We start from the raw sequence: 26,035 nt of genomic DNA on the forward strand, positions 1-26,035 counted from the left end.
TTACTCAGGTAATCCACATGAGACCTGTCGGTCATCTTCGCCTTCCCCGTGTCCGCCCTGCTCCGACGCTATGCGCCCGGGCTCACGACCACCTCGAGCGCGGCTACAGGCCCCGCCAGCAAACGGGTACAGCCGGTAGCGGGCGTCGAGGACCGCCGCTACGCTCGCGACCGCCAGCAGGTGACCGGGCAGTTCCCGGTGGGTCACCAGCACGCCGGGATCGTCGACGGCGGGCCGCCACGCCGGCGGCTGCGGTGGCGCGGTACGCAACCGCAGCAGCCGGCCGCCGCGCAGCCCGGCGCCGTACAGCTTGGCCACCGCCTCCTTGCCGGTCCACAGCGACAGGAAGCCGATGTCGAGACGCTCCCCCGGCTGCCCGCGCAGCCAGTCGGTGTCCTCGGTGGCGAACCACCGCCGGCTCAACTCCAACGCGGGCAGCGGACGCACCGCCTCCACATCGACACCGACCGGTCCGAGCCGGGAGACCGCCACCGCGACCAGGCCGCGCGTGTGGCTGACGCTGGCGTGCAACCCCGCGGCGGCGCCGCGCAGCAACGGCGCGCCCCATGCCGCGCGGCCCACCGCGACCGCGCCCGGCGAGGCACCGGCCATCGCGGCGGCCGTCTCGGCGAGCAGTGCGCGGGCGGCCGCCCGCCCGTCGCCCGCCGTACGGTGGAGCCGCACCACCAGGTCCAGCATCACGGAAGGGCTGCGCAATGGACGAGGACACCATCGTGTGCCTGGCGGACTACGAGCCGCTCGCGGCGGCCCGGATCGCGCCGGAGGTCTGGGACTACCTCAACGGCGGCAGCGGCACCGAGGCGACGGTCCGGGCCAACCGCGCCGCGTTCGACCGGGTGCCGCTGTATCCGCGCGTGCTCGTCAACGTCTCCCGGGTCGACACGGCGACCACGCTGCTCGGTGACGCCCTCGCGGCGCCGCTGGGCGTCGCACCGACCGCCTTCCACCGGCTGGCGCACCCGGACGGCGAGGTGGCCACCGCGCGAGCAGCCGGCGAGGCGGGCCTGCTCTACATCATCAGCATCATGGCCAGCCGTCGACTGGAGGACATCGCGGCGGCCGCCACCGGTCCACTGTGGCTTCAGCTCTATTGGCTGCGCCGCCGGCAGGTCCTGCTGGATCTGGTCCGCCGGGCGGCGGACTGCGGCGTACGGGCGATCGTGCTGACCGTCGACACCCCGAAGGTGGGGCGGCGCCTGCGCGACCTGCGCAACGGCTTCCGCATGCCGGACGGCGTGACCGCGGTGAACCTGGACAGGCCGAGCACCGCCGGCATGCACGAGCGCGAACCCGGCGCCTCCGCGCTGGAAAGGCACTCCCGGCACCAGTTCGATCCGTCGCTGAGCTGGACCGACCTGGCCTGGCTGCGCGAAAACAGCCCGCTGCCGTTCCTGGTCAAGGGAATCCTCACCGGCGCCGACGCGGACCTGGCGGTACGCAACGGCGCCGCCGGGGTGATCGTCTCCAACCACGGCGGCCGGCAGCTGGACGGCGCGGTGGCCAGCCTGGACGCGCTGCCCGGCGTGGTGGCCGCCGTCAACCGGCGGTGCCCTGTGCTGCTCGACGGCGGGGTCCGCACCGGCAGCGACGCGCTCAAGGCGCTCGCGCTGGGCGCTGACGTCGTCCTGCTCGGCCGCCCGGTGTTGTGGGGGCTGGCGGTCGGCGGTGCGGACGGTGCCCGCGACGTGCTGGCCACGCTGGCCGGCGAGCTGACCGACGCGATGATGCTCGCCGGCCGGCCCACCTTGTCCGACGTGGACGCCAGGCTGGTGCGCCCTCACTGAGCGGCGGCCGCGAGGAACGCGCACAGGCGGGCGATGCCCGTCCTCCAGGTCGGCGGCGCTCAGCCCGACCGGCGCCATCACCACTCCGCCCATTCGATCCCCCACGGATCCGATTCCCATAATTGTCAGCGCACCCCGGTTAATGCGAGGATGACCCGGACCGAATTGACGATACCGATGCGGAAGTCATATCCAACTCGCGCTTTTCTCGACGTTCACTAGAGCCCCGCTGGAGAACGACTATGCCGTTGCATCATCAGGTCGCGGAAATGCTTTCCGAACGCCGCCGGGATCCGACGCCGCCGCTGTACGAGCTTTCGCTGGCGCAGGCCCGAGCGAACGACCTGGCCTCGGTCCGGGCCGGCGGCGGCACGGCACGGCCAGTCGGCGAGGTACGGAGCCTCACGCTGCCGGGGCCGGCGGGAGACCTGCCCGCCCGGCTGTACCGCCCGGCCGGGGCCGGCCCGTTTCCGGTCCTGCTGTACCTGTTCGGCGGCGGCTGGACGCTGGGCACACTGGACACCTGCGACGGGGTCTGCCGGCAGCTCTGCGCGGACGCGTCCTGCCTGGTCATGTCCGTGCAGTACCGGACCGCGCCGGAGCACCCGTTCCCGGCCGCACCGCAGGACAGCTACGCCGCGGCCGCCTGGCTGGCCGAGCACGCGGCCGAGTTCGGCGGCGACCCGGCCCGGCTGGCCGTCGCCGGGGACAGCTCCGGCGGAAACCTGACCGCAGCGGTCACCCTACTGGCCCGCGAGCGCGGCGGGCCGGCGCTGCGCTGCCAGGTGCTGGTCTACCCGAACACCGACTACCGGGCGGACACCGCGTCGCGGCGCGACATCGACGACCGCGCGATGTTCAATCGACATTCGGTGAATTGGTACTGGGCGCATTATCTGAGCGACCCGGCGGACGGTGACAATCCGCTCGCCTCGCCGCTGCGCGCGGTGACGCTGCACGGCCTGCCGCCGGCCCTGGTCATTTCCGCGGAATTCGACCCGCTGCGCGACGAGGCCGAGGCGTACGCGCACCGGCTGCGCGCCGAGGGCGTGCCGGTGACGCTCACCCGGTACGACGGAATGGTGCACGGGTTCTTCACGATGCCCGGCAAGCTGGACGACGCCCGGCGGGCGGTCGCCGAGGTGTGCGGGTTCCTGCGCGAGCATCTGGCGGAGGCGTCCACCGATGGCGCGTGACGGCGATTACTACCGCAAGCGGCTGCTGAACATCCTCTGTGCCACCTGGACGGCGCAGGCGTGCTCCGTCTTCGCTCTACTCGGCCTGCCCGACCGGATCGCCGCGGGCACCACCGGCGGCACCGAGCTGGCCGCGGCCGCGGGTCTGGACCCGGTCGCGCTGCGCCGGCTGCTCGCCGCGCTCGCCGACGCCGGCGTCCTGCGCCAGACCGGCCCCGACCGCTTCGAGCTGTCCGGCATGGGCGAGTACCTGCGCTCGAACGCACCCGGCTCGGTCCGCGACACGGCCGTCCTGTACGGCCAGGAGGTCTTCGCCTCGTTCGCCGGCCTGCTGGACACCGTGCGCACCGGCCGGCCGGCCTTCATCGATCGCTTCGGCGAGCCCTTCTACCAGTACCTCGGCGGCCATCCGGAGCTGGCGGCGACGTTCAACGGCGCCATGTCCGCCGCCCCTGAACCGCCAGCACCCGCCGCCAGCCTGTTCGGCGGGGCCCGCACGGTGGTGGACGTCGGCGGCGGCGACGGCCGCCTGCTCGCCAACGTCCTCACCGAACGCCCGGAGCTGCGCGGGGTCCTCGTCGAGCTGCCCGAGGCCGCCGCCCGGGCACGCGAACGGCTCGCCACCTCCGGTGTGCTGGACCGGGTGGACATCGCCGCCGGCAGCTTCTTCGACCACGTACCCGCAGATGGCGACCTGTACGTGCTGCGCCGGGTGCTGCACAACTGGAACGACGAGAACGCCGCCCGGTTGCTGGCCCGGGTGCGCGCGGCGATGCCGGCCGGCGCGCGGCTGCTGGTGCTGGAGGAGCTGCTGCCCGCGAAGCCGGAGCGGGCGAGCGCCGGCGCCTGGGCGGCGCCCCGCAACCGGATTGTGGACCTGCTGATGCTGGTCCTCATGGAGGGCCGGGACCGCACCGCGGAGGAGTACGGCCAGCTGCTCGCCGACGCCGGCTTCGCGGTCAAGAGTGTGGCCGAGGGCGCGATCGAGGCGATCCCCGCCTGATCCGAACGGTTTCCCCGATGTCCCGGGTCCGTGGGCACGCCGGCGCTCCCGCCGGAGACCAGTCGGCCCGTCGGCTCGTCGGCCCGTCGATCAAGGACTTGTTGGCATCGAGCCATTTTCATCCTGCGTGGTGGTTCGCTCGACGTGGTGCAGCGAGGATGGCCGGCACGATCGCGGTGGCGCGGCGTGGGCAGCATCGCAGTCTGGTCAGGATCTGCCAGGTCGTGAGCGTGGCGATGGCTCGTTCGCCACGAGCCCGGATTCTCGCGTGCGCCCGGTTGACCGCCTTCTGCCGGCGCGACAGCTTCGGTCGGAAGCGGTGCCGCTTGAACGGCGTGCGCAGGCTGCCCCGAGTGCCTTGGTAGCCCTTGCCGACGAAGGTCATCACGTCCGCGCTGGTCAGCGCGTCGCTCATGCCGTGGATGCGGGCGGCGGTAAGGGCCGTGGGTCGGGCGCGGCAGTGCCGGTGCGGTTTCATGCGTGCCAGATGGTCGGGCAGAATTCGGGATCGGCGTAGTCGGGCTCGCCGGTGGCGGTGCGGCGGACGAAGTGGTCGTGGTTGTACGCGACCACGCTGCCGTCGGAGCGGGTGAACCGGCGGTACCGGTTGTCGCCGTCCTGCAGGTGCAGCGAGATGGCGCGGCGCGGGCGGTCTGCGCGGTTCGCGCCGCTGCCGTGGTAGGTGCGGCAGTGGTGGAAGCTCATGTGGCCCTTGGGTATCGTCATCGGCAGCTTGACGATTTCGGCGTTGTTGAACGCGGCGTTCTGCTTCAACAGCTCCTCCAGCTCCGCCCAGCCGCGGTGGGCGAAATGCCGGGTGGTGCTGTCGTCACCGCCGATCTCCTGCCAGGTGTTGCTGCCGTCGACCATCGTGATGGTGCCCATCTCCTCGCCACAGTCGTGGAACGGGATGAACGCGGTCAGCATCTTCTGCGACGTGCTGGACTGCCAGTAATGCTTGTCGAAGTGCCAGGGCACCAGGTTGGTCGGCTCGTCCAGGCGCGGCGGCTTGTAGATCAGCGTGCTCTGGAAGATCCGGATCTCCCGCGCCCCGGCCAGCCGGGCGGCGACCGCACCGATCAGCGGCTTGCGCAGGATCGCGCCGATCTCGTCGGACTCGTAGTGGATGTAGTCGTTGTGCCGCTGGACCGGGCCGTTCTCCGGCTCCCAGTAGGCCAGCGTCGACGGCCGCTTCGGCAGCCGGCGGCCGCGCTGCCCGGCGTAGAACCGCTCGCTGGCAGCCAGCAGCGTGTCCACCTCGTCGTCGGTCAGCAGCTTTTTCGACAGGTACCAGCCGTGCCTGGCGTAGCCGGCGACGTCCTCGTCGGACGGCAGCAGGGCGCGCTCCCCGTCCGTCAGTACGAATTCAGTGGTCTGCATGTCCCGTTTCCCTGGGTAGTGGGTTGCCGTCAGGCTCCGACGGTGGTCTGAGCGCGCTCACGCTCCTTCGCCTCGTACAGCGCCTTGATGTTGTTGGTGCCGAAGGTGAGCGCCCCGTGCCGCTCGATCAGCTCGAAGAAAAGCGTCCGGCGTACGAGGGCCGACTCGGTGAAGATCTGGAACATTTCGCCCCAGTGGTCCCGGTCGACCAGGATGTTGCCGGCGCGCAGCCGGTCCATGGGCACGCCGACCGTCCCGAGCTGCCGCTCGATGCCGTCGTAGTAGCTGGACGGCGTGGCCAGGAACCGCACTCCCCGCTCGGTGAACGTACCCACCGCGGCGGCGATGTCGGCGGTGCTGAACGCGATGTGCTGGACGCCGGCACCGTCGTGCGAGCCGAGAAAGTCGTCGATCTGGCCGCGCGGCCGGGTGGTGTCCGGCGCGATGATCGTGAGCGTCACCGTGCGGCTGGCGTCCTGCACCACCTTGGAGTCCATCGCCTGCTCGCCTACCTCGATCCGCTCCTCGAAGATCTGCGCGAACCCGAACACCCGCTGGTAGTAGTCGGCGGTGCCGTCCAGCTCGCCGGCCGGCACGCAGACGGCGAAATGGTCAACGGTGGTCAGCAGCTTGCCCCCGGCGGGCGCGGACGCGGCGTCGATGGCGCCGGGCAGGAACGCCTCGCCGTCCCGGCGCTGGGTGAACCGGTGGTGCACGTCGCCGACGCCGGCGACGGTGGCGGTGATGACCTCCGCGCCGCCCGCGCGCCACGCTCGCGGCGCCTCGATGGCGAGGGCCCCGCGCTCGACCGCCTCGGTGAACGCCATTTCCGCGTCGTCGGTGCGCAGGCCGATCACGGCCACGCCGTCGCCGTGCCGGCCGACGTACGCCGTCGCCGGGTGCTCGGCGCGCAGGCCCGAGGTGAGCAACAGCCGGATGTCGCCGTGGCCGAGCAGCACGCTGTACTGGTCCGCCAGGGGGCCGGCCACACCGCCGCCGCACCCCAAAACGTCGAAGTCGAAGGCGGTGCGCAGATAGAACGCCGTCTGCTGGGCGTCGCCCACGTACAGCTCGACGTGGTCGACCTGTCGGATGTCCACAACTACTCTCCTTGCCCGACGGGGGTTTCCGGAGCTTCCCGGTCTGCCAGCCGGACCAGGAGGGCGTGGGACCGGTCCTGCTCGTCCGCTCCGCACGCCGGCTCGGCGAGCACGACGAGGGCGGTGTCCGCGTCGCCGTCGGCGAGCACGCCGGCGGCCAGGTCCAGCGCGTCGGCGTCCGGGTCGGCCACCGGGCTGGTGCACAGCACCGGGCCGCCGATGCCCCAGCGGGTAGCGACGTGGCCCAGCACGGCGTTCGCGACGGACTGGAAGAACAGCAGCGGCGAGACGCGCTCGCCGGCGTCCACCGCGGTCGCGATGGCCTCCGCGATGGCGATGTCACCGCGCACGCTGGCCAGGATCAGCGCGATCCGCTCGCCGTCGGCCGGGGGCACCGGCGGGCCGCCGTACCAGCGCGACAGGCAGCGGCCGGCGGTGGCGGCGACCAGCGGGCTGAACGAGGAGTACACGAAGCCGGGCAGCGGGTCGGGCTCGCCGTCGCCGGCCTCGGGCCAGCGCGCCTCGGCGAGTACGGTCAGCGTTTCCCGCGGTACGGCCGTCTCAAGCACGGTCGCCCGCCTTCACGACGAGCGCCGTGTTGGCGCCGCCGAACGCGGCGTTGACGCTCAGCGCGTACTCCACCTCGGCTGCGGCCGGCTCCAGAACCAGGTTCAGCGGGCACTCCGGATCCGGCTCCTGGAAGCCCGCGTTGACGGGCAGCCGACCACGTTGCAGCGCGGCCAGCGTGGCGACCAGCTCCACCAGGGCGGACGCCTCGAGCGCGTGCCCGTGCGCGGACTTGGTCGAGCTGACCGGCACCCGCCGGGCGTACCCGCCGAGCGCGCGGTGCAGGGCGTTGGTCTCGGCGGCGTCACTCTGCGCCGTGCCGGTGCCGTGCGCGTTGACGTAACCGATCCGCCCGGCCTCGACGCCCGCGCGGCCCAGTGCCGCGTCGACCGCGCGGGCCAGCCCGACGCCGTCCGGCCGGGGCTGGCACACGTGGTACGCGTCCCCGGCCCGGCCCCAGCCCACGACCTGGCCGAGCTGCTTCGCGCCGCGCCGCCGCGCCGCCTCTGCCGACTCCACGACGACCGCGGCTACGGCGTCGCCGAGCAGCATGCCGTCCCGGTCGCGGCTGAACGGGCGCACCGCGTCGCCCGGCGACAGCGCGCGCCCCGCGTCGAACGCGCCGAAGTAGTCCGCGTCGACCAGGTATCCACCGGCGACCAGGATCCGCTCGGCCCGCCCCGCGCGGATCATCACCGCCGCGTCGATGACGGCCGAGCTGGCCGCCACGCAGCCGGTCGTGTAGGCCCGGATCGCCCTGCCGAGGCCGCACCGCCCGGCCAGCGCCACCGCCGCCCCGGCCGCTCCGGTGGTGGCCGCCGCCGGGTCGGGCGAGCGGACCAGTGCCGGCTCGGCGTGCGCGGCCAGCAGCACCGGGCAGGCGGCCCGCTCGCCCGGGTCCAGGCCGGCGTCCCGGCACGCCTGGTGCGCCACGCCCGCGAGCTCTTCCGCCAGGCCCCCGGCATCGTCCAGTGCGGCGGCGGAGGTGGCCCGGCGGCCGGTCACGTCGAACCGGGTGACCGGGGCGAAGCCACGCCGCCCTTCGAGCACCGCGTCGCACAGGGCCGCGGTGCCGCGACCGAAGGCGGTGACCGCGGCCATGCCGGTCACCGTCACCGCGGTCGCCCGGTCAGCCATCACGGCCCGTTGTTTCCCGCTGTGCCTCGCGCAGCACACGGACGACACCGGTGACGGTACTCATCGAGGCCAGCAGTTCGTCGGTGAGGTCCAGGGCGATACCGAAGCGCCGTTCCACCTCGTAGACCAGCCAGGCCACGCCGAGCGAGTCGATCCGCTCCGGCACCTCGCCGGCCGGGCGGTCCGCCTGCGCGGCGAGGATGGCGACCACGGCGTCCCGGTCCGGCACTCCGGCGGCGGCCAGCTTCTCGACGTCGTTCTCGGCGGTTGCCATGGGTAGGTTGCCTCTCCTGTGGGGTCGGGGTGGATCAGGCGCCTGCCTTCACGGCCGCCTCCTCGACGGCCGCGCGCAACACGGACAGGTCCCGTACGACCTTGCCGCTGGCGGTCCGGGGCAGCTTCGGCAGCAGGTGCAGCCGGCGCGGCCGCTTGTACGCGGCCAGCCGGCCGGCCAGCTCGTCGGCGATCCCGTCGGCGCTGTGCCCGTCCGCGACGGCCAGGAACGCCTCGATGCCGCCGTCGAACAGCACCACGGCCTCGGTCACACCGGGCAGCTCGACCAACGTCTGCTCCACGTCGGTCAGGTCCACCTTGAGACCGGCGATGGAGACCTGCGAGTCCAGCCGCCCGGTGACCGTCACCAGGCCGGTCTCCTCGTCGACGGTGCCGGCGTCCCGGGTGCACAGCCAGCCGTCGATCCAGCGGCCCGGCGCCGCCGCACCGACGTACGGCGTGCGCGGCCGCGCGACCAGCAGCTGCCCGCTCTCCTCCCGCAGCGCCATGCCGGACACCGGTGCGAGCGCCGGGCGATGCTCGCCGGCCAGGTCGGTGGCGATGACGCCGACCTCGGTCATCCCGTACATGATGCCCAGCGGCACGTCCGGGTACTTCACGGCGAACGCGCGCACGGTGCGCGGCGGCACCACCTCGCCGCCGACGATCATGCGGGCCAGCCGGGGCAGGGACGGCGGCTCGTCCACCGAGGCGAGCAGGTCGATGTGGAACCGGACGCCGAGGATCGTGGCCGGCTCGGGGCCGGCCTCGACCGCGGCCAGAATGTCTTTCGTGGTCAGGAACGCCGGTACGACCAGCGAGACGTCCGCCGCCAGCCCGTACAGCAGGCCGCCGACCAGGCCGAGCACGTGCACCATCGAGGCCAGCAGCACGATCCGCTCGCCCGGCCGCGGGTATCCGGCCAGCTGCCGGTACCGGTCGATCTCGGTCAACAGGTCCTCGGCCGTACGACCGATCACCTTGGACGGGCCAGTGGAGCCGGAGCTGAGCTGGAGCAGCGCGTGGTCGGTGCCGGCCGGGTCGCCGTCCCGCGCCGTGATCGCGGCGGTGACCGAGGTGTACCCGCGCAGCAGGTGCTGCCGCGGCTCCGCCGAACTGACCAGCAACTGCGGCCGGATCACCGACATCGCCCGCTCCGCCTCGAACGGCGTGAGCCGGTGATCCAGCAGGGATACTTGGGCGCCGAGCCGCCAGGCGGCCAGCAGGTTCACCACGTACGTCAGCCCGGGCGGTAGCTGGAGGCTGACCGTCCCGCCCGCGCACAGCCCGGCGCCGGCCAGCTCCTCGCACCGGTCCGCGACCAGCTCGCGCAGCTCGGTGCGGGTCACCAGCCGGTCGAACCGGAGGCACGCCCGCTCGTCGGCGCCGGCCAGCAGATGCCTGTCGACCCAGTCCACGTCCCGCCGCACGTCAATCCCCTAAGAAAATGGTCGTGGTCAAGATTTCAGGAATTGGGTAGATGCGCTCGCAGAATTGCTGCCTCAACCGACCGATGCGAAGTTATCAGCGCCGCTCGCGACCGGTCAACGCCCGCACCACCAGGCTCTACGTCCGCTACATTCGAAGCACGCGCGATATTCGAGCAGTCCTCTAGCAATTCCTCCAGGCCGCCTTTACCGCACCTGCAACGCGCCCCATTAGATTGTCCGGGACAAATTCGGGCGATCGATCGGGGAGGGCATTGAAGTCCCGGGTGGGCCGGCCGGGATCCGGCTGGACGAGCTGGTCGGGCTGCTCGATCCGGCCGCCCTCGATCCGGTCGCGGAACCGTCCGCGACGGACCTGGTGACGCGGGTGACCGGAGCGTTCGCCGGCGTGGCACCGGTCGGCGCGGCGCGGCTGTTCGGCGGGTTCCTGGCCGCACAAGCCTGGTCGCCGCCGCACGCACGGTGCCGGCGACCCGCCCGGTGCACCTGGTCGCCACCGTCGCCCAGGAGGGCCTGGTCCGCTCACTCGGCTTGCTGCGCCGGGCGAGCCAGCAGCAGGCCCTCCTGGGCCACCGTGGCCACCAGGTCGCCGTTCATCGCGTACAGGCCGCCGGTCGCCAGGCCACGACCGCCCGCCGCCCACGGGCTGCGGCAGTCGTACAGCAGCCACTCGTCGGCACGACAGGGCCGATGGAACCACACCGTGTGGTCGATGCTGACGCCGGCGTCACCTGGCCTCCATGCCTGCCCGTGCCCGGCCACCATCGAACTCAGCAGCAGTGGCAGATCCGAGATGAACGTCAGCGCGCCGGCATGTACCAACGGGTCGTCGGGCAGCTTGCCGGCCACCCTCACCCAGGCCCGGCGCGGCACGTCGCCCGCTCGCTCCCCAGCCTTCCGCGCCTCTCCAGCCTTCTGCGCCCAGGGCGGAGGGCCGATGTACCTGGCGTCGAACGCGAAGAGCATGTGTTCCACGGCGGCCAGCGTGCCCGGCGCGCGGGCGAGCACCTGGGCAAGGTTCGGCACCTCGTCCGGTGGAGGGACCTCCGGCGGAGGCTGCGCGTGCTCCAGCCCGCTGCCGGGATCGTGGAACGAGGCGGTCAGGAAGAAGATCGGTGTTTCGCGCTGGACAGCGACCACGCGCCGGGTGGACATGGATCGGCCGTCGCGAAGGGTTTCGACCAGATAGGTGACCGGCCTGTGGCTGTCACCCGGGCGGATGAAGTACGCGTGCAGCGAGTGCACCGGTCGACCGGACCTCACCGTGCGTCCGGCCGCGGCCAGCGCCTGCGCGGCGATGAGCCCTCCGTACCGGCGAGCGGGCCCGCGCGCCGCGCCGCGACCGGCGAACACACCGGCGAGGGGGACCAGCCGATCCGTTACGGCCGGATCGCCTGTGGGCTCGACCGCTGCCAGGTCGAGCAGCCCGACCAACTCGTCGACGGCCGCTCGGCCGCTGGCGACCGCCGCTGGTTCGCCCCTCATGTCGCGAGGTACTTGTCGACCTCGTCGGCGGCGACCAGCGTGCCATGAGGTTCCGCGCGCATCCGCTCGCCGAGCTGTGCCGCACGCCGCCGTACCGGATCCGTCATCAGGCGGGACATGCCTGACCGCAACACCTCCTCGGACAGGTCGGTGAACCGCACGTGCACGCCGGCACCGAGCCGTTCCAGCTGACGGCCCCAGAACGGCTGGTCGGCGAAGGATGAGCAGACCATCGTCGGTATGCCGGCGCGCACGCCGGCGGCGGTGACGGTGGCGCTGCCGTGGTGTACCACCATGGCACAGCGCGGCAGCACGACGTCGTAATCCACATAGTGCACAACGCGCAGCTCCGGTGTCGCGGGCGGCTCGACCCCGGACAGGCCCCAGCCGGTGACCACCAGGCCACGCAGACCCAGCGACCGGCAGACCCGTCCGATGCTCGCCAGCGTCGCGGCCGGATCCGACACGTGCGTGCTGCCGAACGTGATCAGAGCCGGCGGCTCGCCCGCGTCCAGCCACCGCGCCAGCTCCGGATCGAGTGCGGACAGGCCGACGCGGTGCAGGTCGGACGGGGTAAACCGCAGGTCGCCGACGATCGGCCGGTAGGCATCCCAGGTCAGGCCGGGCACCAGAGTGGGGCTGTAGCCCTGCAACTCCAACGGCCGCCTCAGCTGCGCCGGGCGCGGCGGCATCGGCGCGAGCCCGAGCCGGCGGCGGAACCGGAACACCTGGTCGCGCCGGTACCGCCAGGCCCGTCGCGCGTAGTGCACGTAGGTCGCCCGGTTCGCGGCGGCGTCCGGCAGGGGATCGGGAGTCACCAGCGGATGCGGCACCACGTCGTTCGGCCGGGCCGGCGTGAGGTCGTACGCGACGAGGGGGACGTCGCGCGCCTCCGCCAGCGCCGTGGCCCACTGCTCGCTGACCACGGCGCACATGATGGCCTCGCAGCCGGCGCTGAGATCGATCGCCTCGTCGCTGAACCGTTCGCCGTACTCCTGGTATGCCTCGTGCGAGCGCTGGAGGAAGGCGTCGAGATCGGTCATGGTGACCCACTCCCGGCCGCGCTCGGACCGCATAATTCGCTGCTGGTCCCATCCGACCGGTACCACGTCGAGCCCCAGCCGCCGGGGCATGTCCACCAGGTTGGGCGACACACCGATGCGTACCTGGTGGCCACGGCGGGCCAGCTCGGCGGCGAGCGCGGTCAGCGGGTAGACGTCACCGCGGCTGCCGAGCGCCAGAACGGCGATGCGCATCCTCGTTACTCCTCTGGTCCTCGGCCCGCCGCCGACGGCGTCATCATGCGGTGTCTCCACTCAGGTCGGTGGAAAGCGCGATGTGCTTCTGGTCTTCAAGATCTGCCAGGCGTGCCGTCAGCCCGCGCCGGATCAGCCCGTACGCGTCGCTGCCGAGCGCCAGCCGCAGCGGGGCGGTCGGACGCGTGGCAACGTCGACGATGGCGCAGGCCATCTTCGCCAGGTCGCCGCGGCACGACAGGCGACCGTCCTCGGCCCGGCGACGAAGGACCGCGGCCGGGGTGTCCGCGTAGGCGGGCAGCGCAGCGGTCACCTCCTTGCCGCGGCCGAAGAAGCCGGTGCGTACGGTGCCGGGCTCGACGATCGTCACGCCTATTCCGAAGCCCTTCACCTCGGCGGCCAGCGACTCGAAGAAGCCCTCCACGCCCCACTTGGTGGCGCAGTAAACCGCCGTGCCGGGGGCCGCGCGCTGCCCGGCCATGCTGGAGATCTGGACGATCCGCCCGTGGCCCTGCGCGCGCAGGTACGGCAGCACCGCCTGGGCCAGGTGAATAGGCCCGGTCAGGTTCGTCCGGATCTGCCGCTCGATCTGGTCGCGGCTGGCCTCCTCGGCCGCGCCGACCAGCGCGTACCCGGCGTTGCTGATCACCACGTCGATGCGGCCGAGCGCCTCGACTGCGTCGGCGACCACCTGCCGGATCCGCTCCGGATCGGTGACGTCCAGCCGTGCCGTCCACAGTCGTCTCCCCGAGGACGGCCCCAGATCCGACAGCGCGTGCGGAACGCGCGCCGTGGCCGCCACCGTCTCGCCCCGTGCCAGCAGCTCGGTCACCAGCGCCCGGCCGAGACCGGCCGAGCTTCCGGTGATGAGCCAGGTACGGGTGGGCGCGGTCATACCCGCGCCCACGCCGGGACGTCCAGGATCTCCAGGACCGCACAGGACATCGTCGCTGGCGCGCCACCGAACAGCAGCAGGTGGTCGCCGGCCGCGAGCTGCCCGGTGACCAGCAGGTGGTTGAGGGACAGCAGCTGGTCGCTCGCGCCGGTGTGCCCGATGCCGCGGCCGAACTGCCAGGTGGTGCGCTCCATCGCGATACCCAGCGGCTCCAGCAGATCCTGCTGCACCATGTAGGCCGCCGAGTTCCCGCAGATGAGCCGGGTCATGTCGACCAGCTTCCGGTCCGCCTCGTCCAGCGTCCGTTCGATCAGGTCCAGCCGTGCCCGGGTCCTCAGCTCGGCGGCGTCGGTCAGCGACATCACGTTGTCGCGGAAGTATTCGGCACGCTCGCGCATGTCGATTGTCCGGCCCTGCCTCACGAGCGGCGGATACAGCGGCTCGCCGCCGCGGTACAGCGACTCCACCTCGGGCACCGCCACGCTGCCCACGGCGCGCAGCCGGGCGAAGCCCTCGTCGCGGTCCAGCAGCAGCGCGCTGCCGGCGTCGCCCAGGATGAACCCGGGCGCCGAGTTCCACCGGTCGATCAGCGGTGAGCCGAGATTCTCCGCGGTGGTCACCAGCACCGTCCGGGCTGCCGCCGCGACGGCCAGGTGCCCGGCGGCGATCTCCAGCGCCGCGAACACGCCGTTGCAGCCCAGCCGGATCTCGAACGCGGGGGCCGGCGTACCGACGATCTCCCGCTGGATGTACGGGCCGGGCAGCCACATCTCGGGGCCCTGGAAGTGGATGGACGCGTGCAGCACCAGATCGATCCTGGCCGGATCGAGGGCGGCACGGGACAGCGCCTGGCGGGCCGCACGCACGGCCATCTCCGGGGGCGAGACGTCTCCGGCGATACAGACACCGGTCAGCCTGTTCTCCAGGTACGCGGCCGGACTGTACTCGCCGCGCCGGGCGGCCTGCCCGGCATCCGTAACGGGGGGTTGAAAGACACCCAGCCCGCAGAGGTAAACGTTGGTGACTTTCACACGCGTCTCCCCAAATCGGCCGGCCGTAGCGCCACGTCTGCCTTTTCGAAAGACTTTAGGGCTCTCCCGCAGAAACGCGGCACAGGTGGCCTCGACGCCGCATTGAGAAACGCTTGAGTCTTACCATCGCATTGGCCGCAGGATGCGTTGGGGCCGCATTGTCCCGCGTTGACCGACCCGGTCACCCGCTGATAACTTCGGACGACGCATTTTGGAAATGTGTTCTCGGCAGGCGCGATAATCCTGGGGGCAGTCGGTGGCAAATTTCGACTTTACCGACTGACTTCACCTTGTCCAGTGAATCGCGGTCGGTCCGGGCCGGGTCGACATACGCCGATAGCCGGGCCGCGCACACCCTACGCCGCCTCCGCTGCGGGGCGCCAGGTCGGAGGCTGGCTCCGCACCAGGAACGCCGGGAAGGTCCAGCCAGGACACCGGCTTGCCGCCCGGTATCACCGTCCGAAAGGAAGGTAGCTGAACCATGTCAGTCGACGATGTCATGGCGTTCACCATCCAGGCGCTGCAGGAGATGAACTTCTACACCGACGATACCGGTCCGGACAGCATGCTCGGGCCATCCGGCGTGGACCTCGACTCGCTCGCCGTGTCCGAGCTCGCGCTGCGCATCGAGGAGCAGTACGGCGTGACGTTCGACGACGACGACATCGAAACCCTGGCCATCATGACGCTCGGCGAGTTCGCCGCGGAGGTGGCCAAGCGGGCGGAGTTGGTACCGCAAGTCGACGAGGCGCGCAGCTGACGGCGGTGGGGCACCGAGCTCGACGACGACCCGCTGAGCGTACGACCCGACGGCGGTGACCAGCATGGCTCCGGTCACCGCCAACGGTCGCGCCCGTCCCGACGAGTGGCGGAATGAGGAGACAGCGTCATGGAAGGCGACCCGACCGAGGACGGGCACGCGCGGCTGTATCGGACCGTCCGGCTGATCCGCCGCTTCGAGGAGCGCGCCATCGACCTCGTGCGATCCGGCGACATCCCCGGCATCCACCCCTGCATCGGCCAAGAGGCGGCCGCCGCCGGCGTATGCGCAGCCCTGCGGCCGGACGATGTCGTGCTGTCCAACCATCGCGGGCATGGACACCTGCTGGCCAAGGGGTGCGACCCGGGCCGGCTGATGGCCGAACTTCTCGGTCGAGTCACCGGCGTCGGGCACGGAGGCGGGGGGTCGCTGCACCCGGCCGACCTCGACAACCACGTGTACGGCGCCACCGCCACCGTCGGCCACGGTGCCGCGATCGCCTCCGGAGTCGGCTGGGCGCTGGCGAAGCAGGGGGGAGGCCGGCTCGCGGTCGCGTTCTTCGGCGACGGCGCGGTCAACCAGGGTGCGCTGCTGGAGGCGTTCAACCTCGCGTCGCTGTGGCGGGTGCCCGTACTGCTGGTGTGCGAGAACAACTCGTACGCGACCACGCTGGCCGCGGGCAGGGGCAACGCCGGATCTGTCGTCGGGCGGGCGGAGGGATTCGGCATCCCCGCGTCCACAGTTGACGGGCAGGACCCGGTCCTGGTGCGGAAAGCGGCACGGCAGGCCGTACACAGGGCCCGGACCGGGGGCGGGCCGAGCGTCCTGGAGCTGCTGACGTACCGGTACGAGGGCCACCACACCTTCGAGCTGAGGACCCGTCTGCGCTACCGGGACAAGGCGGAGGTGGAGCGGTGGCGAGAGCGCGACCCGCTGCGCATCCAGGGAGAACGGGTCCGGGCCGAGAAACGGAAGCTGATCGACGCGGAGGTCGAGGCGACCCTCGAAAAGGCGGTCCGGTCGGCGCTGAACAGTCCGGCGCCAGACCCCACCGACCCGCTGCGCTACCTGTACGCCGACGGCTTGCGTACCCGTGGAGGAGTCTCCCATGCCTAGGCTGCACTACCTCAAGGCAATGAATCTCGCGCTCCGCGACGAGATGGCCCGCGACCCCGCGGTCTTCCTGATGGGCGAGGACGTCCACCTGGCACTGACCAACGTGGCCACCGGGCTGCTGTCCCGGTTCGGGCCGGACCGCGTGCTCGAGACGCCCCTGTCCGAGCAGGGGTTCACCAACTTCGCCACCGGCGCGGCCCTGGCCGGTCGCCGGCCGGTGGTGGAGTACCAGATCCCCTTTCTGCTGATGCTGGTGCTGGAGCAGATCGTCAACCAGGCCAGCCGCTTCTCGCTGATGAGCGGAGGCCGGTTCCGGGTGCCGGTGACCTATCTGCTGCCGGCTGCAGGCTGGAAGGCCGGCTGGGGCGCCCAGCACTCGGACCAGCCGTATCCGCTTTTTGTCCACATGGGAGTGAAGGTCGTCGTGCCGGCCACGCCGACGGACGCGTACGGGCTGCTCACCAGCGCGATCCGCGACGATGACCCGGTGGTGGTGTTCGCCCCGATCGCGGCGCACGGCGTCCAGGAGACCGTGGCGTTCGAGGACCTGGTGCCGGTGCCGCTCGGCGTCGGCCGGGTGCACCGCGCCGGCGACGACGTGACCGTGGTGGCCGTGGGGCACCTCGTCCACGACGCGCTCGCGGTCGCCGAGGACCTGGCCGATGAGGTGTCCGTGGAGGTGTTCGATCCCCGCACGCTGCACCCGTTCGACTGGTCCGGCCTGGCCGCCTCGGTGGAACGCACCGGGCGGCTGGTGGTGCTCGACGACGCCAACCGGGCCTGCGGAATGGCGGCGGAGATCGTCGCCACCGCGGCCGAGGAGATGCGGCTTGTCGCACCGCCGAGGCGGATCACCCGCCCTGACGGCGCGGTGCTCGGCGGCGTGGCCGCGCTGGACCTGGCCATGCAACCCAACCGCGAGCAGCTGGCGGCCGCCATCAGGCGGGTCATGAAGTGAGTGCGGGGCGCCGTCCGCGCGCCCCGCACTCGCCTCATGTCAACGGCGGCCGGGGGCGCCCAGCTGGCTGAACACCTCGCCGGCCAGCTCGGCGACGCTGTGGCCGCCGAGCATCTTCGCGATCGGCAGCATCATGCCCAGGTCGCGCTGGACCCGGGTACGGACCTCCACGGCCATCAGCGAGTCCAGGCCCTGCCGCTTGAGCGGGCGCCGCGGGTGTACCTGCGCCGACGGCATGCCCAGCACATCGGCGAGGACCTGAGCGAGGTAACGCTCCACAGCGGCCCGATCGGTCAGCGTGCCCACCACCCCGTTACCCGCGACCGCCGCGGTGTCGGCGTCTGCGTTGCCGGTATCCGCGAGGTCGGCCGGCGGCGGGCTCGTGGGCGTCGGTGCCGGCGATACCCGCGGCACGGCGCGCGCCGGGAACGTCGGGGCAGGGATGGCTGCCTCGGCGGTGGGGCCGGCGAGCAGGTCGCGCAGCAGTGGCGATGCGGCCGCGTCCGGATGCGCGGTGGCCCACCGCTGCCAGTCCGCGGGCAGCACCACGCCGTGGGTGGCGCCCCTGGCCAGCAGCAGGCGCAGCGCCTCGATGCCTTCCCGCGGGCTGAACGTGTCCATCCCGGTCGGGTTGATCGCGCGGCCCTGCTGTTGCCCGGCCCGGGCGGGCATGCCGACCGACCAGAAGCCCCAGTTCACGCTGAGCGCGGTCAACCCGGCGAGCCTGCGCTGGTCGGCCAGCGAGTCCAGGGCGGCGTTCGCGGCCGCGTACGCGCCGAGCATCGGGGAGCTGAGCACCGCCGAGCCGGAGGAGAACAGCACGAAGAAGTCCAGCGCCCGCTCGGCGAACAGCCGGTGCAGCACGGCCGCGCCGGTGACCTTCGGCCGCAGCACCGCAGACAGCACCCGGTCGTCCAGGTCGGACAGGGCGCAGTACTCGATGACGCCGGCCGCGTGCACCACGCCCCGGATTGCCACGCCGTCCTGCTCGTGGTGCCGCACGACCGCCCGCATCGCCTCCTCGTCCGCCACGTCGACCGCCTCGTACGCCACCCGCACCCCGTGCCGCCGCAACTCCTCCAGCCAGCCGGCGCCTCCGGTCCGCTCAAGCGGGGTACGCCCGGTCAGCACGATGTGCCGGGCGCCCTCGCGGACCAGCCAGTCCGTGACCACCACGCCGAGGTCGCCCAGCCCGCCGGTGACCAGGTAGCCGGCGGCCGGATCGATCCGGACCGGCCGATGCATTGCCGGGGTCTCGTCCCGCTTGGGGGCGGTCAGCTCCTCGGTGGAAACGAGTACCTTGCCGATGTGCCTGGCCTGGGCCATGTGCCGGAACGCGCCGACCAGCTCAGCGGCGGGGAAAACCCGGTGCGGCAACGGTTCGAGCACGCCGGCCTGTACCAGGGCCAGCGTCTCGTCCATGATCGCGCCAAGCCGGCGCGGGTCGCTGAGCCCGAGGTCCACCACGTCGACCACGAAGAACGAGGCGCCGCGCGCCAGCAGCCGCATGTCCAGCCGGGTACCCTCGACCAGGTCGCGCCGGCTCAGCTCGACATACCGCCCGCGGTCGGCCAGCAGCTCCACGCTCTTGAGCAGGCCCTCCCCCGCCAGCGTGTTGAGCACCACGTCGACGCCCTCGCCCCGAGTGGCTTCCCGGATCTCGTCGGCGAACCCGGTGCTCCGCGAGTCGGAAACGTGCGCGACACCCATCATGCGCAGCATCGCGCGCTTCTCCGGGCTGCCCGCGGTGGCGTACACCTCGGCGCCACGCCAGCGGGCCACCTGCACCGCAGCCATGCCCACCCCGCCGGTGGCGTGATGGATCAACACCCGCTCGCCGGGCCGCAGCTGAGCCAGGTGAACCAGCGACTGGTACGCGGTGACCAGGCCGACCGGCACGCTGGCCGCCTCCTGTGCGGTGAGCCTTGCCGGACGCCGGCGCACCAGGTGCGCGTTGACGCACATGTAGGTGGCCGCGGGCGTCTCCAGCGAGATCGCCACCACCTCGTCGCCGGGCCGTAGCCCGGCCACACCCGGGCCGACCCGGGCGACCGTCCCGGCGCACTCACCGATGACGATCGCGGGCCGGTCGGACATGCTCGGATACATGTCCATGGAGACCAGCACGTCGCGGTAGTTCAGCGCGAGGTAGTCAGCGCGCACCTCCACCTCGCCCGGCCCCGGCGCCCGCCGCGGCACCGGCACCAGGCGCATCCCGTCCAGCATGCCGGGCACGGTGGCCCGCACCTGGTGGGCGACCTCGGCACCGTCCGGCCGGCCGGCACCGACGGAGCTGGGCAGCAGCCGCGCGGCGTACCGCTGGCCGCCACGCAGGGCCAGCTGGTCCTCCGGACCGGCGCCGGTCAGCTCCCGGCCCAACGCGGCGGCGAGCTCGGCCGGTGGCCCGGCCGGGTCCAGGTCGACCAGAGCGCAGCTCAGCTCCCGGTGCTCGTGTGCGATCACCCGGCCCAGCCCCCAGATGGCGCCCTGCCACATCGACACGCTCCGGTCCGTGTCCAGCACCCGGTACGCTCCCCGGGTCACCAGTGCCAGCCGGGGCGGCTCGGGCAGCCCGGCGTCGGCGAGCGCCCGCAGCAGGCGCAGGACGCTGGCGCAGCCAAGGCGCTCAGCGTCCTCGGCCAGCCGCTGTACCGGGGCCGAGGCGTCGGGCTGGTCCGCGTCCAGCGCCCAGAGGTGCACGACCTCGGTCGGCGCCAGGCCGTCGAAGTGGGCCCGGACGTCGGCGAGCAGCCGCCGGTACTCCGCCGGCGCGGTCGGGTCGATCTCGTACCGGCCGGACGCCAGCCGCTGGTACCCGGCGCCCGCGTAGACCCGTACCTCGGCGTCCAGCGCGGCGCCGACGCCGGACCGGTCGGCGAAGACCAGGCGGCGGCCGCCCGGCCTCGCCGCGTCGGGCAGCGCCGGCAGCGGCTGCCAGCGCAGCTCGTGGAACCAGTCGTCGGGGTTGCGCACCGAGTCCGGCGGCTGCAGGTATTGCAGGCGCAAGCCCTTGATCTCGACGATCACCCGCCCGTCCGCGTCGGACACCATCAGGTCGCCGCAGAACGAGTCGGACCGCCAGGCGGTGACCGCGACCGCGTGCGCCCAGCCGGGCGTACCGGGGTTCGGGTGGATCAACACCTCGTCGATGCTGCCCAGGACGAACGCGGACGACCGGTCCTCGGCCGGGATCAGCGACGCGAGCACCTGCCCGCACGCGTCCAGCAGCGCTGGGTGGCAGGTGTAACCGGTCGGGTCGACCCCCGTCGGCACCTGGATCCGGCCCAGCGCCTGGCCGTCACCCACCCAGAGCTCCGCGATGCCCTGAAACGTGCCCCGCCACTCGTTGCCCCGGGCGGCAAACCGGCGGTAGAACTCGGCGCCGGTGCGGTGGCCGGGGCAGGCCGCCCGGACCGGGTCCAGCGGCAGCCGGCGCTCTTCAGGAGGCGGGGTCCGGGTCACCGTTCCGGTGACGTGCGTCGCCTCCTCACCGGTCACCTCGAAGTCCCAGGTGTCCGGTCCGCTCGACGTGAACCTTGTGGCCAGTGCGGGCGCCGGATGATCCGGCCGTAGGAAAAGCGCATCGACGTACCGGATGTCGCGCAGCAGCGGCACGTGCCCGCCGCAGATCTCGCCAGCGGCGCTGTGCACCATTTCCACGTACGCCGTGCCGGGCATGACCACGGTGCCCTGCACCTGATGGTCGAGCAGGTACCGCTCGCGGGCCAGGTCGACGACCCGCTCCACGCGGTGCCGGGCCGGCCCCTCGGCCTCGGCCGCGGCCGAAGGCGGGGCGAACCAGTATCGCCGGCGCTGCCAGGGATAGGACGGCAGCCGCACGTACCGGGGCGACGGCCCGCCGAACACCCGGTGCCAGTCGACCGGACAGCCGGCCCGGTGCAACGCGCCGACCGTGTCCAGTATGCAGGCACGCTCCGGCTCGTCCCGGCGCAGGCACCCGACAGCAATGCCGTCGGTCTCGGTGAGCGCCAGGACCTCCCGGATGGCCGGCAACAGGATCGGGTGCGGGCTGATCTCCACAAACACCGTCTCGCCCTGCCCGGCCAGGCCCGCCACGGCGGCGCCGAACCGCACCGGCTCCCGCAGGTTGCGCACCCAGTAGGCCGCGTCCAGCCCCGAACCGTCGCACGACGCGTCATCGACCGTGGAATACAGCGGGATCCGCCCCGCCCCCGGAGCCACGTCGGCGAGGCCGGCCAGCAGGTCCTCGCGCAGCCGGTCCATCTGCGGACTGTGCGAGGCGACGTCCACCTTCACCTGCCGGCAGAACACCCCGCGCTCGTCCAGGCTTTCGACGATGGTGGCCAGCGCCTGCGGGTCGCCGGAAATGACCGTCGAGGTGGGGCTGTTGCTTGCCGCCACGGATACCAGGTCCTCGTGGCCGGCCAGCGCGGCCTGCGCGTCGACGACGGACAGCTCCACCGAGTACATGGCACCCTGTCCGGCGACGGCCTTCAGCAGCCGGCTGCGCCGGCAGATGACCGCACCCGCGTCGGCAAGGCTGAGCGCGCCGGACGCGCACGCCGCGGCCACCTCACCCATGCTGTGCCCGACCACGTGGTCCGGCTCGATGCCCCAGTCCCGCAACAGCGCGCAGAGCGCGGTCTCCATCGCCCACAGGGTCGGCTGGATCGTGTCGATCGACGCCGGGGCGTCCACGGCCCCGGTCAGCCGGTCCAGCAGCGACCAGCCCGCCTCGGACCGGATCACCTCGTCGCAGCGGGTAAGCACCTCACGAAACACCGGCGAGCTGGCCAGCAGCTCGCGGCCCATGCCCTCCCACTGCGAGCCCTGCCCCGGGAAGACGAAGACGGTACGTGGCCGGCCGCCCTCCACCGGCGCGGACGCGGTGGCGCCCAGCCGCGGCCGGGACTCACCGGCCACGTACGCCCGCAACCGCTCGGCCAGCTCGTCCGGCGACGCACCGACGGCGGTCAACCGGCTCTCGTGGTGATCCCGCCGGGTGGCCGCGCTGAAGCACACGTCGCGCAACGGCAGTTCCCGCCCGGCGCCGCCCGGCTCCAGAAACTGCGCGTACCCGGCGGCGAGCGCGGCGAGCGCGTCCTGGGTGTGCGCGGAGAGCACCAGGAGCTGCGCCTCGTCCCCGCCGGCGGGGGCGGGTGCCGTCGCCGCGGCCCGCCGGTACTCACCGAGTACCACGTGCGCGTTGGTGCCAGAGATGCCGAACGAGCTGACCCCGGCCAGACCCGGACGGCCGGTCTGCGGCCACGGGGTGCGCTCGCGCACCAGCCGCAGTCGCAGCCCCGCCCAGTCGACCGCGCCGGTCAGCTCCGCCGCGTGCAGGCTCGGCGGGATCTCCCGGTGCTGCAGCGCCAGTATCGCCTTGATGACCCCGGCCAGCCCGGCGACCGCCTCGGTGTGACCGATGTTCGTCTTGACCGAGCCGACCAGGCACGGAGTCTGCGCAGCGCGGCCCTCGCCGGTCACCGCGCCCAGAGCGCCCAGCTCCACCGGGTCGCCGGCTGCAGTTCCGGTGCCATGCGCCTCGACGTAGTCCACCCGGCCGGCCGCAACGCCCGCGTCGGCGTACGCCGCGCGCAGCGTCTCCTCCTGACCCGGCTGGGACGGCGTCAGCAGATACCCACCGGACTGGCCGTCGTTGCCGACCGCGGACCCGTAGATCACCGCGTGGATCGCGTCACCGTCCGCCTCGGCCCGGTCCAGCGGCTTGAGCACCAGCACCGCGACACCCTCACTGCGCACGAAACCGTCGCCGTGGGCGCTGCCGAACTTGCACCGGCCATCGGCCGCGAGCATCTTGGCCGCCGAGAACGGGATGGTCTCCTCGGGAGAAATGACCAGGTTCACCCCGCCGGCCAGCGCCAACTGGGTCTCCCCCGTCCGCACGCTCCGGTAGGCCAGGTGGAGCGCCGCCAGGCTGGAGGAGCATGCGCAGTCGACCGACACGCTGGGCCCGCGCAGGTCGAAGGCGAAGGACACCCGCCCGGCCAGGAAGCTGCGCGCGCCGCCGGTCGCCGCGTGCAGGTCCAGCGCCCCCGCGTCACTCAACATCTGCCCGTACGCGGAGGACATTCCGCCGATGTAGACCCCGGCGCGCACCGTGGACAGCCGGTCACGGGTCAGACCGGCGTCAGCCATCGCCTCGGCCGCCGTCTCCAGCAGCAGGCGCTGCTGAGGGTCCATGCGCTCCGCCTCCCGCGGCGCCACCCCGAAGAATCCGGCGTCGAACCGGTCGATCTGGTCGAGGAAGCCGCCACCGCGGCTGACGATCCGGTTCGGCGTACCCGGCCGCGGGTCGTGGTAGGCATCGATGTCGTACCGGCTGGCCGGCACCTCGGTGATCGCGTCACCGCCGCTGCTGAGCAGTTGCCAAAACTGCGTCAATCCGTTGGCGCCCGGGAAACGGCAGCCGATGCCCACCACGGCAACCGGTGTCCCGGTCGGTGTCCAGGCCTCCGACTGCGCCGCCCTGCCCCGTCCGGTCATCCGCCTCGCCTCTCATGTCGGCGTCGTGTGATGGCTCCGACCTGAGTCTTCCGGCCGTCGCTAGGAAATGGCTTGAGGACCTACGGACAGCGGCGGCGAAACGCGCTAGCCCCTCGGTCGGGCCCACTCGGCGAGAGGGCTGATCCTCCCTTTTGAGGGTGGATATGAGAATTTGAACCCTCGGTGCACTTGTCAAGCCACGCCGGTCGCACCGTCGCGTCAACAGCGCCTCAACCGGCTTTTCGGAATGCAAAGTGTCCTCAATGACGCTGTCGCGTCTGCGATGCTGTGGGCGTGGAGTACGTGTCCAGAGTGCCGCGACCGCCACTGGACGGGCTGATTGACGACCTTTACTACCTGGAGGGTGCGCCGCCGTACGCCCGGCTGACGTTGCCGCCGATGCCCGCGGCCTTGCTCATCGTCAACCTCGGGGCGCCGTTCCGCATCCGCGCCGGCACCGACATCGAAGCGGCCGACTACTCGGACGGCTGCGTGGTCACCGTGCCCACCCGCGCGTTGGAGTTCGGCTACCCGCTCCGGACCAGGTCCGTCGGCGTGCACTTCAAGCCGTGGGGGCTGGCGCCGTTCCTGCCGATGCCCGCAGCCGAGCTGTGTGACCGGCCGGTGACGGTAGAGCAGGTTTGGGGCCGGCCCACCATTGCTGAGCTGCGAGACCGGCTGGCCACGGCGGACGGACCGCACGAGATGCTGACGCTGTTCGAGGAGGAGCTGATGCGACGGCTGTACGAGACCGCCGGCCTGGGGCTGGTCCGCCATACGAGCAGCGTCATCGCGGCGACCAGCGGGGCCGTGGCGATTGGCGACCTGAGCGTGGCAGCCGGTGTCAGCAGCACCCATCTGGCACAGCGGTTCAAGGAGCTCATCGGCGTCACACCGAAGCGGCTGGCCCGCACCTACCGCTTCGCCGCCACCGTGTTTGCGATCAACCCCGCCGAACCGGTCGACTGGGGCGACCTCGCCAGTGGCGCAGGCTACTTCGACCAGGCCCACTTCGGCCACGAGTTTCGGGCGTTCACTGGGCTGACGCCGACTCGATACGTCGAAATCCGGCGGCGGTTCCTGCGCGAACATCCCGGCCACGCGCTGGACGGCTGGCCGCTGCCGGCCGATTGATTTCTTACAAGAGCGACGGCTGACGACACGCTAATTTGGGGGCACCCAAGCAGAGGAGAGCCCGGTGGGCAAGGTGGTCATGTACAGCTCGGTGTCGTTGGACGGCTTCATCGCGGACGACAATGACCAGCCCGGACCGCTGTTTGACTGGTTGTCCAACGGTGACGTCCCGTTGGACGAGAGCGGCGAGGTCAAGGTGTCGCAAACGTCCTACGACTACACCCGGCCGTACTGGGACCAGATCGGGGTGACAATCGTCGGCCGCCACGTCTTCGACATGACGGACGGCTGGGACGGAAAGCCGCCGGGCGGGGTCGACCACGTGGTCGTCGTGACCCACCGGCCGGAGCCCGAAGACTGGGACCCCGAGGCGCCGTTTCACTTCGTCGACGGCGTCGAGGCAGCTGTGGCCAGGGCGCAGGAGCTTGCGGGTGACCGCATGGTCGAGGTCTCCGCTGGCGACGTCGGCGGCCAGGTGCTTGCCGCGGGTCTGGTCGACGAGGTGCGCATGGACGTCGTACCCGTGGTGTTCGGGTCCGGCAAGCGCTACTTCGGGTCGGTCCACGCGCAGCACCTGCTGGAGGATCCTGACGTGGTGATTCAGGGCAACCGGGTGCTTCACCTGCGCTGTCGGGTGCGTCGTTGACTGAGCTGAGCGGGTACGCGAAAAAGTCCACCGCAAACGGTGACATCACCTGCGGCAGGTTCACTCAAGATCACCGCACCTCGTACTCCGGCAGGCCCGTGGACGGTAGCGCGAGGATGCTGACGAGCACCTCCCCTGTCCAGAGGGGGAACCGGTTGATCGAGAGTGATGCCGACGAAACGCTGTCCATCGCCGGCACCTGGCCCTGAGCCATTCCCGAACATGGGGAACCGGCGTATCCCGTTCAAACCACAACACATCGGGCGGGGATCGAAATCCTCTGACGAACAGAGGACAAGAGGGCTTGAGAACGGCTCGACAACAGGTCTTACGAGAGGCTGGAACGGGTGGCGCTT

General features: G+C 72.0%; 20 protein-coding genes and 1 pseudogene. 8 read left to right on the forward strand and 13 right to left on the reverse strand.

Going from position 1 to position 26,035, the window contains the following annotated elements; genetic code table 11:
* The gene (locus tag GA0070604_RS20365) at positions 1-717 is read right to left on the reverse strand and encodes a 4'-phosphopantetheinyl transferase family protein (RefSeq protein ID WP_208602136.1); all 717 of its coding nucleotides are present in this window, start codon (positions 715-717) and stop codon (positions 1-3) included.
* Here GA0070604_RS20365 and GA0070604_RS20370 point away from each other — a divergent pair.
* The 3 genes from GA0070604_RS20370 to GA0070604_RS20380 all read left to right on the forward strand — a co-directional run bounded on the left by GA0070604_RS20370 (position 717) and on the right by GA0070604_RS20380 (position 4,004).
* Positions 717-1,805: an alpha-hydroxy acid oxidase gene (locus GA0070604_RS20370; protein ID WP_208602137.1), complete on the forward strand. Its 1,089-nt coding sequence runs from the start codon at positions 717-719 to the stop codon at positions 1,803-1,805. The genes GA0070604_RS20365 and GA0070604_RS20370 overlap by 1 nt on opposite strands.
* Positions 1,806-2,047: 242 nt before the next feature.
* A complete protein-coding gene (locus GA0070604_RS20375; protein ID WP_091120775.1) occupies positions 2,048-3,001 on the forward strand; it encodes an alpha/beta hydrolase in 954 nt (317 codons plus the stop codon).
* Positions 2,991-4,004: a methyltransferase gene (locus tag GA0070604_RS20380; protein WP_091120779.1), complete on the forward strand. Its 1,014-nt coding sequence runs from the start codon at positions 2,991-2,993 to the stop codon at positions 4,002-4,004. Before GA0070604_RS20375 ends, GA0070604_RS20380 begins: the two co-directional genes overlap by 11 nt.
* 118 nt (positions 4,005-4,122) lie before the next feature.
* Here GA0070604_RS20380 and GA0070604_RS20385 read toward each other — a convergent pair.
* The 11 genes and pseudogenes from GA0070604_RS20385 to GA0070604_RS20435 form a co-directional block, all read right to left on the reverse strand.
* Positions 4,123-4,474: pseudogene (locus tag GA0070604_RS20385) on the reverse strand (transposase family protein); the annotation flags it as partial.
* A gap of 4 nt (positions 4,475-4,478) precedes the next feature.
* The gene (locus GA0070604_RS20390; protein WP_091120782.1) at positions 4,479-5,384 is read right to left on the reverse strand and encodes a phytanoyl-CoA dioxygenase family protein; all 906 of its coding nucleotides are present in this window, start codon (positions 5,382-5,384) and stop codon (positions 4,479-4,481) included.
* A 29-nt stretch (positions 5,385-5,413) separates the two neighbouring features.
* Positions 5,414-6,484, reverse strand: a complete 1,071-nt coding sequence (gene hppD / locus GA0070604_RS20395; RefSeq protein ID WP_091120785.1) for a 4-hydroxyphenylpyruvate dioxygenase — start codon at positions 6,482-6,484, stop codon at positions 5,414-5,416.
* A gap of 2 nt (positions 6,485-6,486) precedes the next feature.
* Positions 6,487-7,053: a beta-ketoacyl synthase chain length factor gene (locus tag GA0070604_RS20400; RefSeq protein ID WP_244162024.1), complete on the reverse strand. Its 567-nt coding sequence runs from the start codon at positions 7,051-7,053 to the stop codon at positions 6,487-6,489.
* Positions 7,046-8,188 carry a beta-ketoacyl-[acyl-carrier-protein] synthase family protein gene (locus tag GA0070604_RS20405; RefSeq protein WP_091120789.1) on the reverse strand — a complete coding sequence of 381 codons (1,143 nt, stop codon included), beginning with the start codon at positions 8,186-8,188 and terminating at the stop codon, positions 7,046-7,048. Before GA0070604_RS20405 ends, GA0070604_RS20400 begins: the two co-directional genes overlap by 8 nt.
* Positions 8,181-8,462, reverse strand: a complete 282-nt coding sequence (locus tag GA0070604_RS20410; protein WP_091120793.1) for an acyl carrier protein — start codon at positions 8,460-8,462, stop codon at positions 8,181-8,183. The genes GA0070604_RS20405 and GA0070604_RS20410 overlap by 8 nt, the downstream gene beginning before the upstream one ends.
* Positions 8,463-8,496: 34 nt before the next feature.
* Positions 8,497-9,891: a class I adenylate-forming enzyme family protein gene (locus GA0070604_RS20415; protein WP_244162025.1), complete on the reverse strand. Its 1,395-nt coding sequence runs from the start codon at positions 9,889-9,891 to the stop codon at positions 8,497-8,499.
* A 540-nt stretch (positions 9,892-10,431) separates the two neighbouring features.
* A complete protein-coding gene (locus tag GA0070604_RS20420; RefSeq protein ID WP_091120800.1) occupies positions 10,432-11,394 on the reverse strand; it encodes an acyl-CoA thioesterase in 963 nt (320 codons plus the stop codon).
* On the reverse strand, positions 11,391-12,650 hold the full coding sequence (locus tag GA0070604_RS20425; RefSeq protein ID WP_091120804.1) for a glycosyltransferase: 1,260 nt from the start codon (positions 12,648-12,650) through the stop codon (positions 11,391-11,393). Before GA0070604_RS20425 ends, GA0070604_RS20420 begins: the two co-directional genes overlap by 4 nt.
* A gap of 43 nt (positions 12,651-12,693) precedes the next feature.
* A complete protein-coding gene (locus tag GA0070604_RS20430; protein WP_091120808.1) occupies positions 12,694-13,545 on the reverse strand; it encodes an SDR family oxidoreductase in 852 nt (283 codons plus the stop codon).
* Positions 13,542-14,576, reverse strand: coding sequence for a ketoacyl-ACP synthase III family protein (locus GA0070604_RS20435; protein WP_141721358.1), 1,035 nt, complete (start codon positions 14,574-14,576; stop codon positions 13,542-13,544). The genes GA0070604_RS20430 and GA0070604_RS20435 overlap by 4 nt, the downstream gene beginning before the upstream one ends.
* A gap of 481 nt (positions 14,577-15,057) precedes the next feature.
* On the opposite strand from GA0070604_RS20435, the gene GA0070604_RS20440 reads away from it, so the two are divergent.
* The 3 genes from GA0070604_RS20440 (at position 15,058) to GA0070604_RS20450 (ending at position 17,410) form a co-directional block, all read left to right on the forward strand.
* Positions 15,058-15,336, forward strand: a complete 279-nt coding sequence (locus GA0070604_RS20440) for a phosphopantetheine-binding protein (RefSeq protein ID WP_091120816.1) — start codon at positions 15,058-15,060, stop codon at positions 15,334-15,336.
* A gap of 129 nt (positions 15,337-15,465) precedes the next feature.
* Positions 15,466-16,452 carry a thiamine pyrophosphate-dependent dehydrogenase E1 component subunit alpha gene (locus tag GA0070604_RS20445; RefSeq protein WP_091120820.1) on the forward strand — a complete coding sequence of 329 codons (987 nt, stop codon included), beginning with the start codon at positions 15,466-15,468 and terminating at the stop codon, positions 16,450-16,452.
* Positions 16,445-17,410, forward strand: a complete 966-nt coding sequence (locus GA0070604_RS20450; RefSeq protein ID WP_091120823.1) for an alpha-ketoacid dehydrogenase subunit beta — start codon at positions 16,445-16,447, stop codon at positions 17,408-17,410. The genes GA0070604_RS20445 and GA0070604_RS20450 overlap by 8 nt, the downstream gene beginning before the upstream one ends.
* Positions 17,411-17,449: 39 nt before the next feature.
* Here the strand turns inward: GA0070604_RS20450 and GA0070604_RS20455 are convergent, their stop codons facing one another.
* Entirely contained in the window at positions 17,450-23,899 is a 6,450-nt protein-coding gene (locus tag GA0070604_RS20455) for a type I polyketide synthase (protein ID WP_091120826.1), read from the reverse strand.
* Positions 23,900-24,193: 294 nt separating this feature from the next.
* Between GA0070604_RS20455 and GA0070604_RS20460 the strand changes: the two genes are divergently transcribed.
* Both GA0070604_RS20460 and GA0070604_RS20465 read left to right on the forward strand, forming a co-directional pair.
* Entirely contained in the window at positions 24,194-25,033 is an 840-nt protein-coding gene (locus GA0070604_RS20460; protein ID WP_244162027.1) for a helix-turn-helix domain-containing protein, read from the forward strand.
* A 64-nt stretch (positions 25,034-25,097) separates the two neighbouring features.
* Positions 25,098-25,679, forward strand: coding sequence for a dihydrofolate reductase family protein (locus tag GA0070604_RS20465; RefSeq protein ID WP_091120830.1), 582 nt, complete (start codon positions 25,098-25,100; stop codon positions 25,677-25,679).
* Positions 25,680-26,035: the final 356 nt, after the last annotated feature.

This window comes from Micromonospora eburnea (genome assembly GCF_900090225.1).
GTDB classification, from domain to species: Bacteria; Actinomycetota; Actinomycetes; order Mycobacteriales; family Micromonosporaceae; genus Micromonospora; species Micromonospora eburnea.

Coding starts and splice junctions, on each gene's coding strand:
- GA0070604_RS20370 (WP_208602137.1), top strand. CDS start 717: ATGGACGAGGACACCATCGTGTGCCTGGCGGACTACGAGCCGCTCGCG.
- GA0070604_RS20375 (WP_091120775.1), top strand. CDS start 2,048: ATGCCGTTGCATCATCAGGTCGCGGAAATGCTTTCCGAACGCCGCCGG.
- GA0070604_RS20380 (WP_091120779.1), top strand. CDS start 2,991: ATGGCGCGTGACGGCGATTACTACCGCAAGCGGCTGCTGAACATCCTC.
- GA0070604_RS20390 (WP_091120782.1), bottom strand. CDS start 5,384: ATGCAGACCACTGAATTCGTACTGACGGACGGGGAGCGCGCCCTGCTG.
- GA0070604_RS20405 (WP_091120789.1), bottom strand. CDS start 8,188: ATGGCTGACCGGGCGACCGCGGTGACGGTGACCGGCATGGCCGCGGTC.
- GA0070604_RS20410 (WP_091120793.1), bottom strand. CDS start 8,462: ATGGCAACCGCCGAGAACGACGTCGAGAAGCTGGCCGCCGCCGGAGTG.
- GA0070604_RS20420 (WP_091120800.1), bottom strand. CDS start 11,394: ATGAGGGGCGAACCAGCGGCGGTCGCCAGCGGCCGAGCGGCCGTCGAC.
- GA0070604_RS20425 (WP_091120804.1), bottom strand. CDS start 12,650: ATGCGCATCGCCGTTCTGGCGCTCGGCAGCCGCGGTGACGTCTACCCG.
- GA0070604_RS20430 (WP_091120808.1), bottom strand. CDS start 13,545: ATGACCGCGCCCACCCGTACCTGGCTCATCACCGGAAGCTCGGCCGGT.
- GA0070604_RS20440 (WP_091120816.1), top strand. CDS start 15,058: ATGTCAGTCGACGATGTCATGGCGTTCACCATCCAGGCGCTGCAGGAG.
- GA0070604_RS20445 (WP_091120820.1), top strand. CDS start 15,466: ATGGAAGGCGACCCGACCGAGGACGGGCACGCGCGGCTGTATCGGACC.
- GA0070604_RS20450 (WP_091120823.1), top strand. CDS start 16,445: ATGCCTAGGCTGCACTACCTCAAGGCAATGAATCTCGCGCTCCGCGAC.
- GA0070604_RS20455 (WP_091120826.1), bottom strand. CDS start 23,899: ATGACCGGACGGGGCAGGGCGGCGCAGTCGGAGGCCTGGACACCGACC.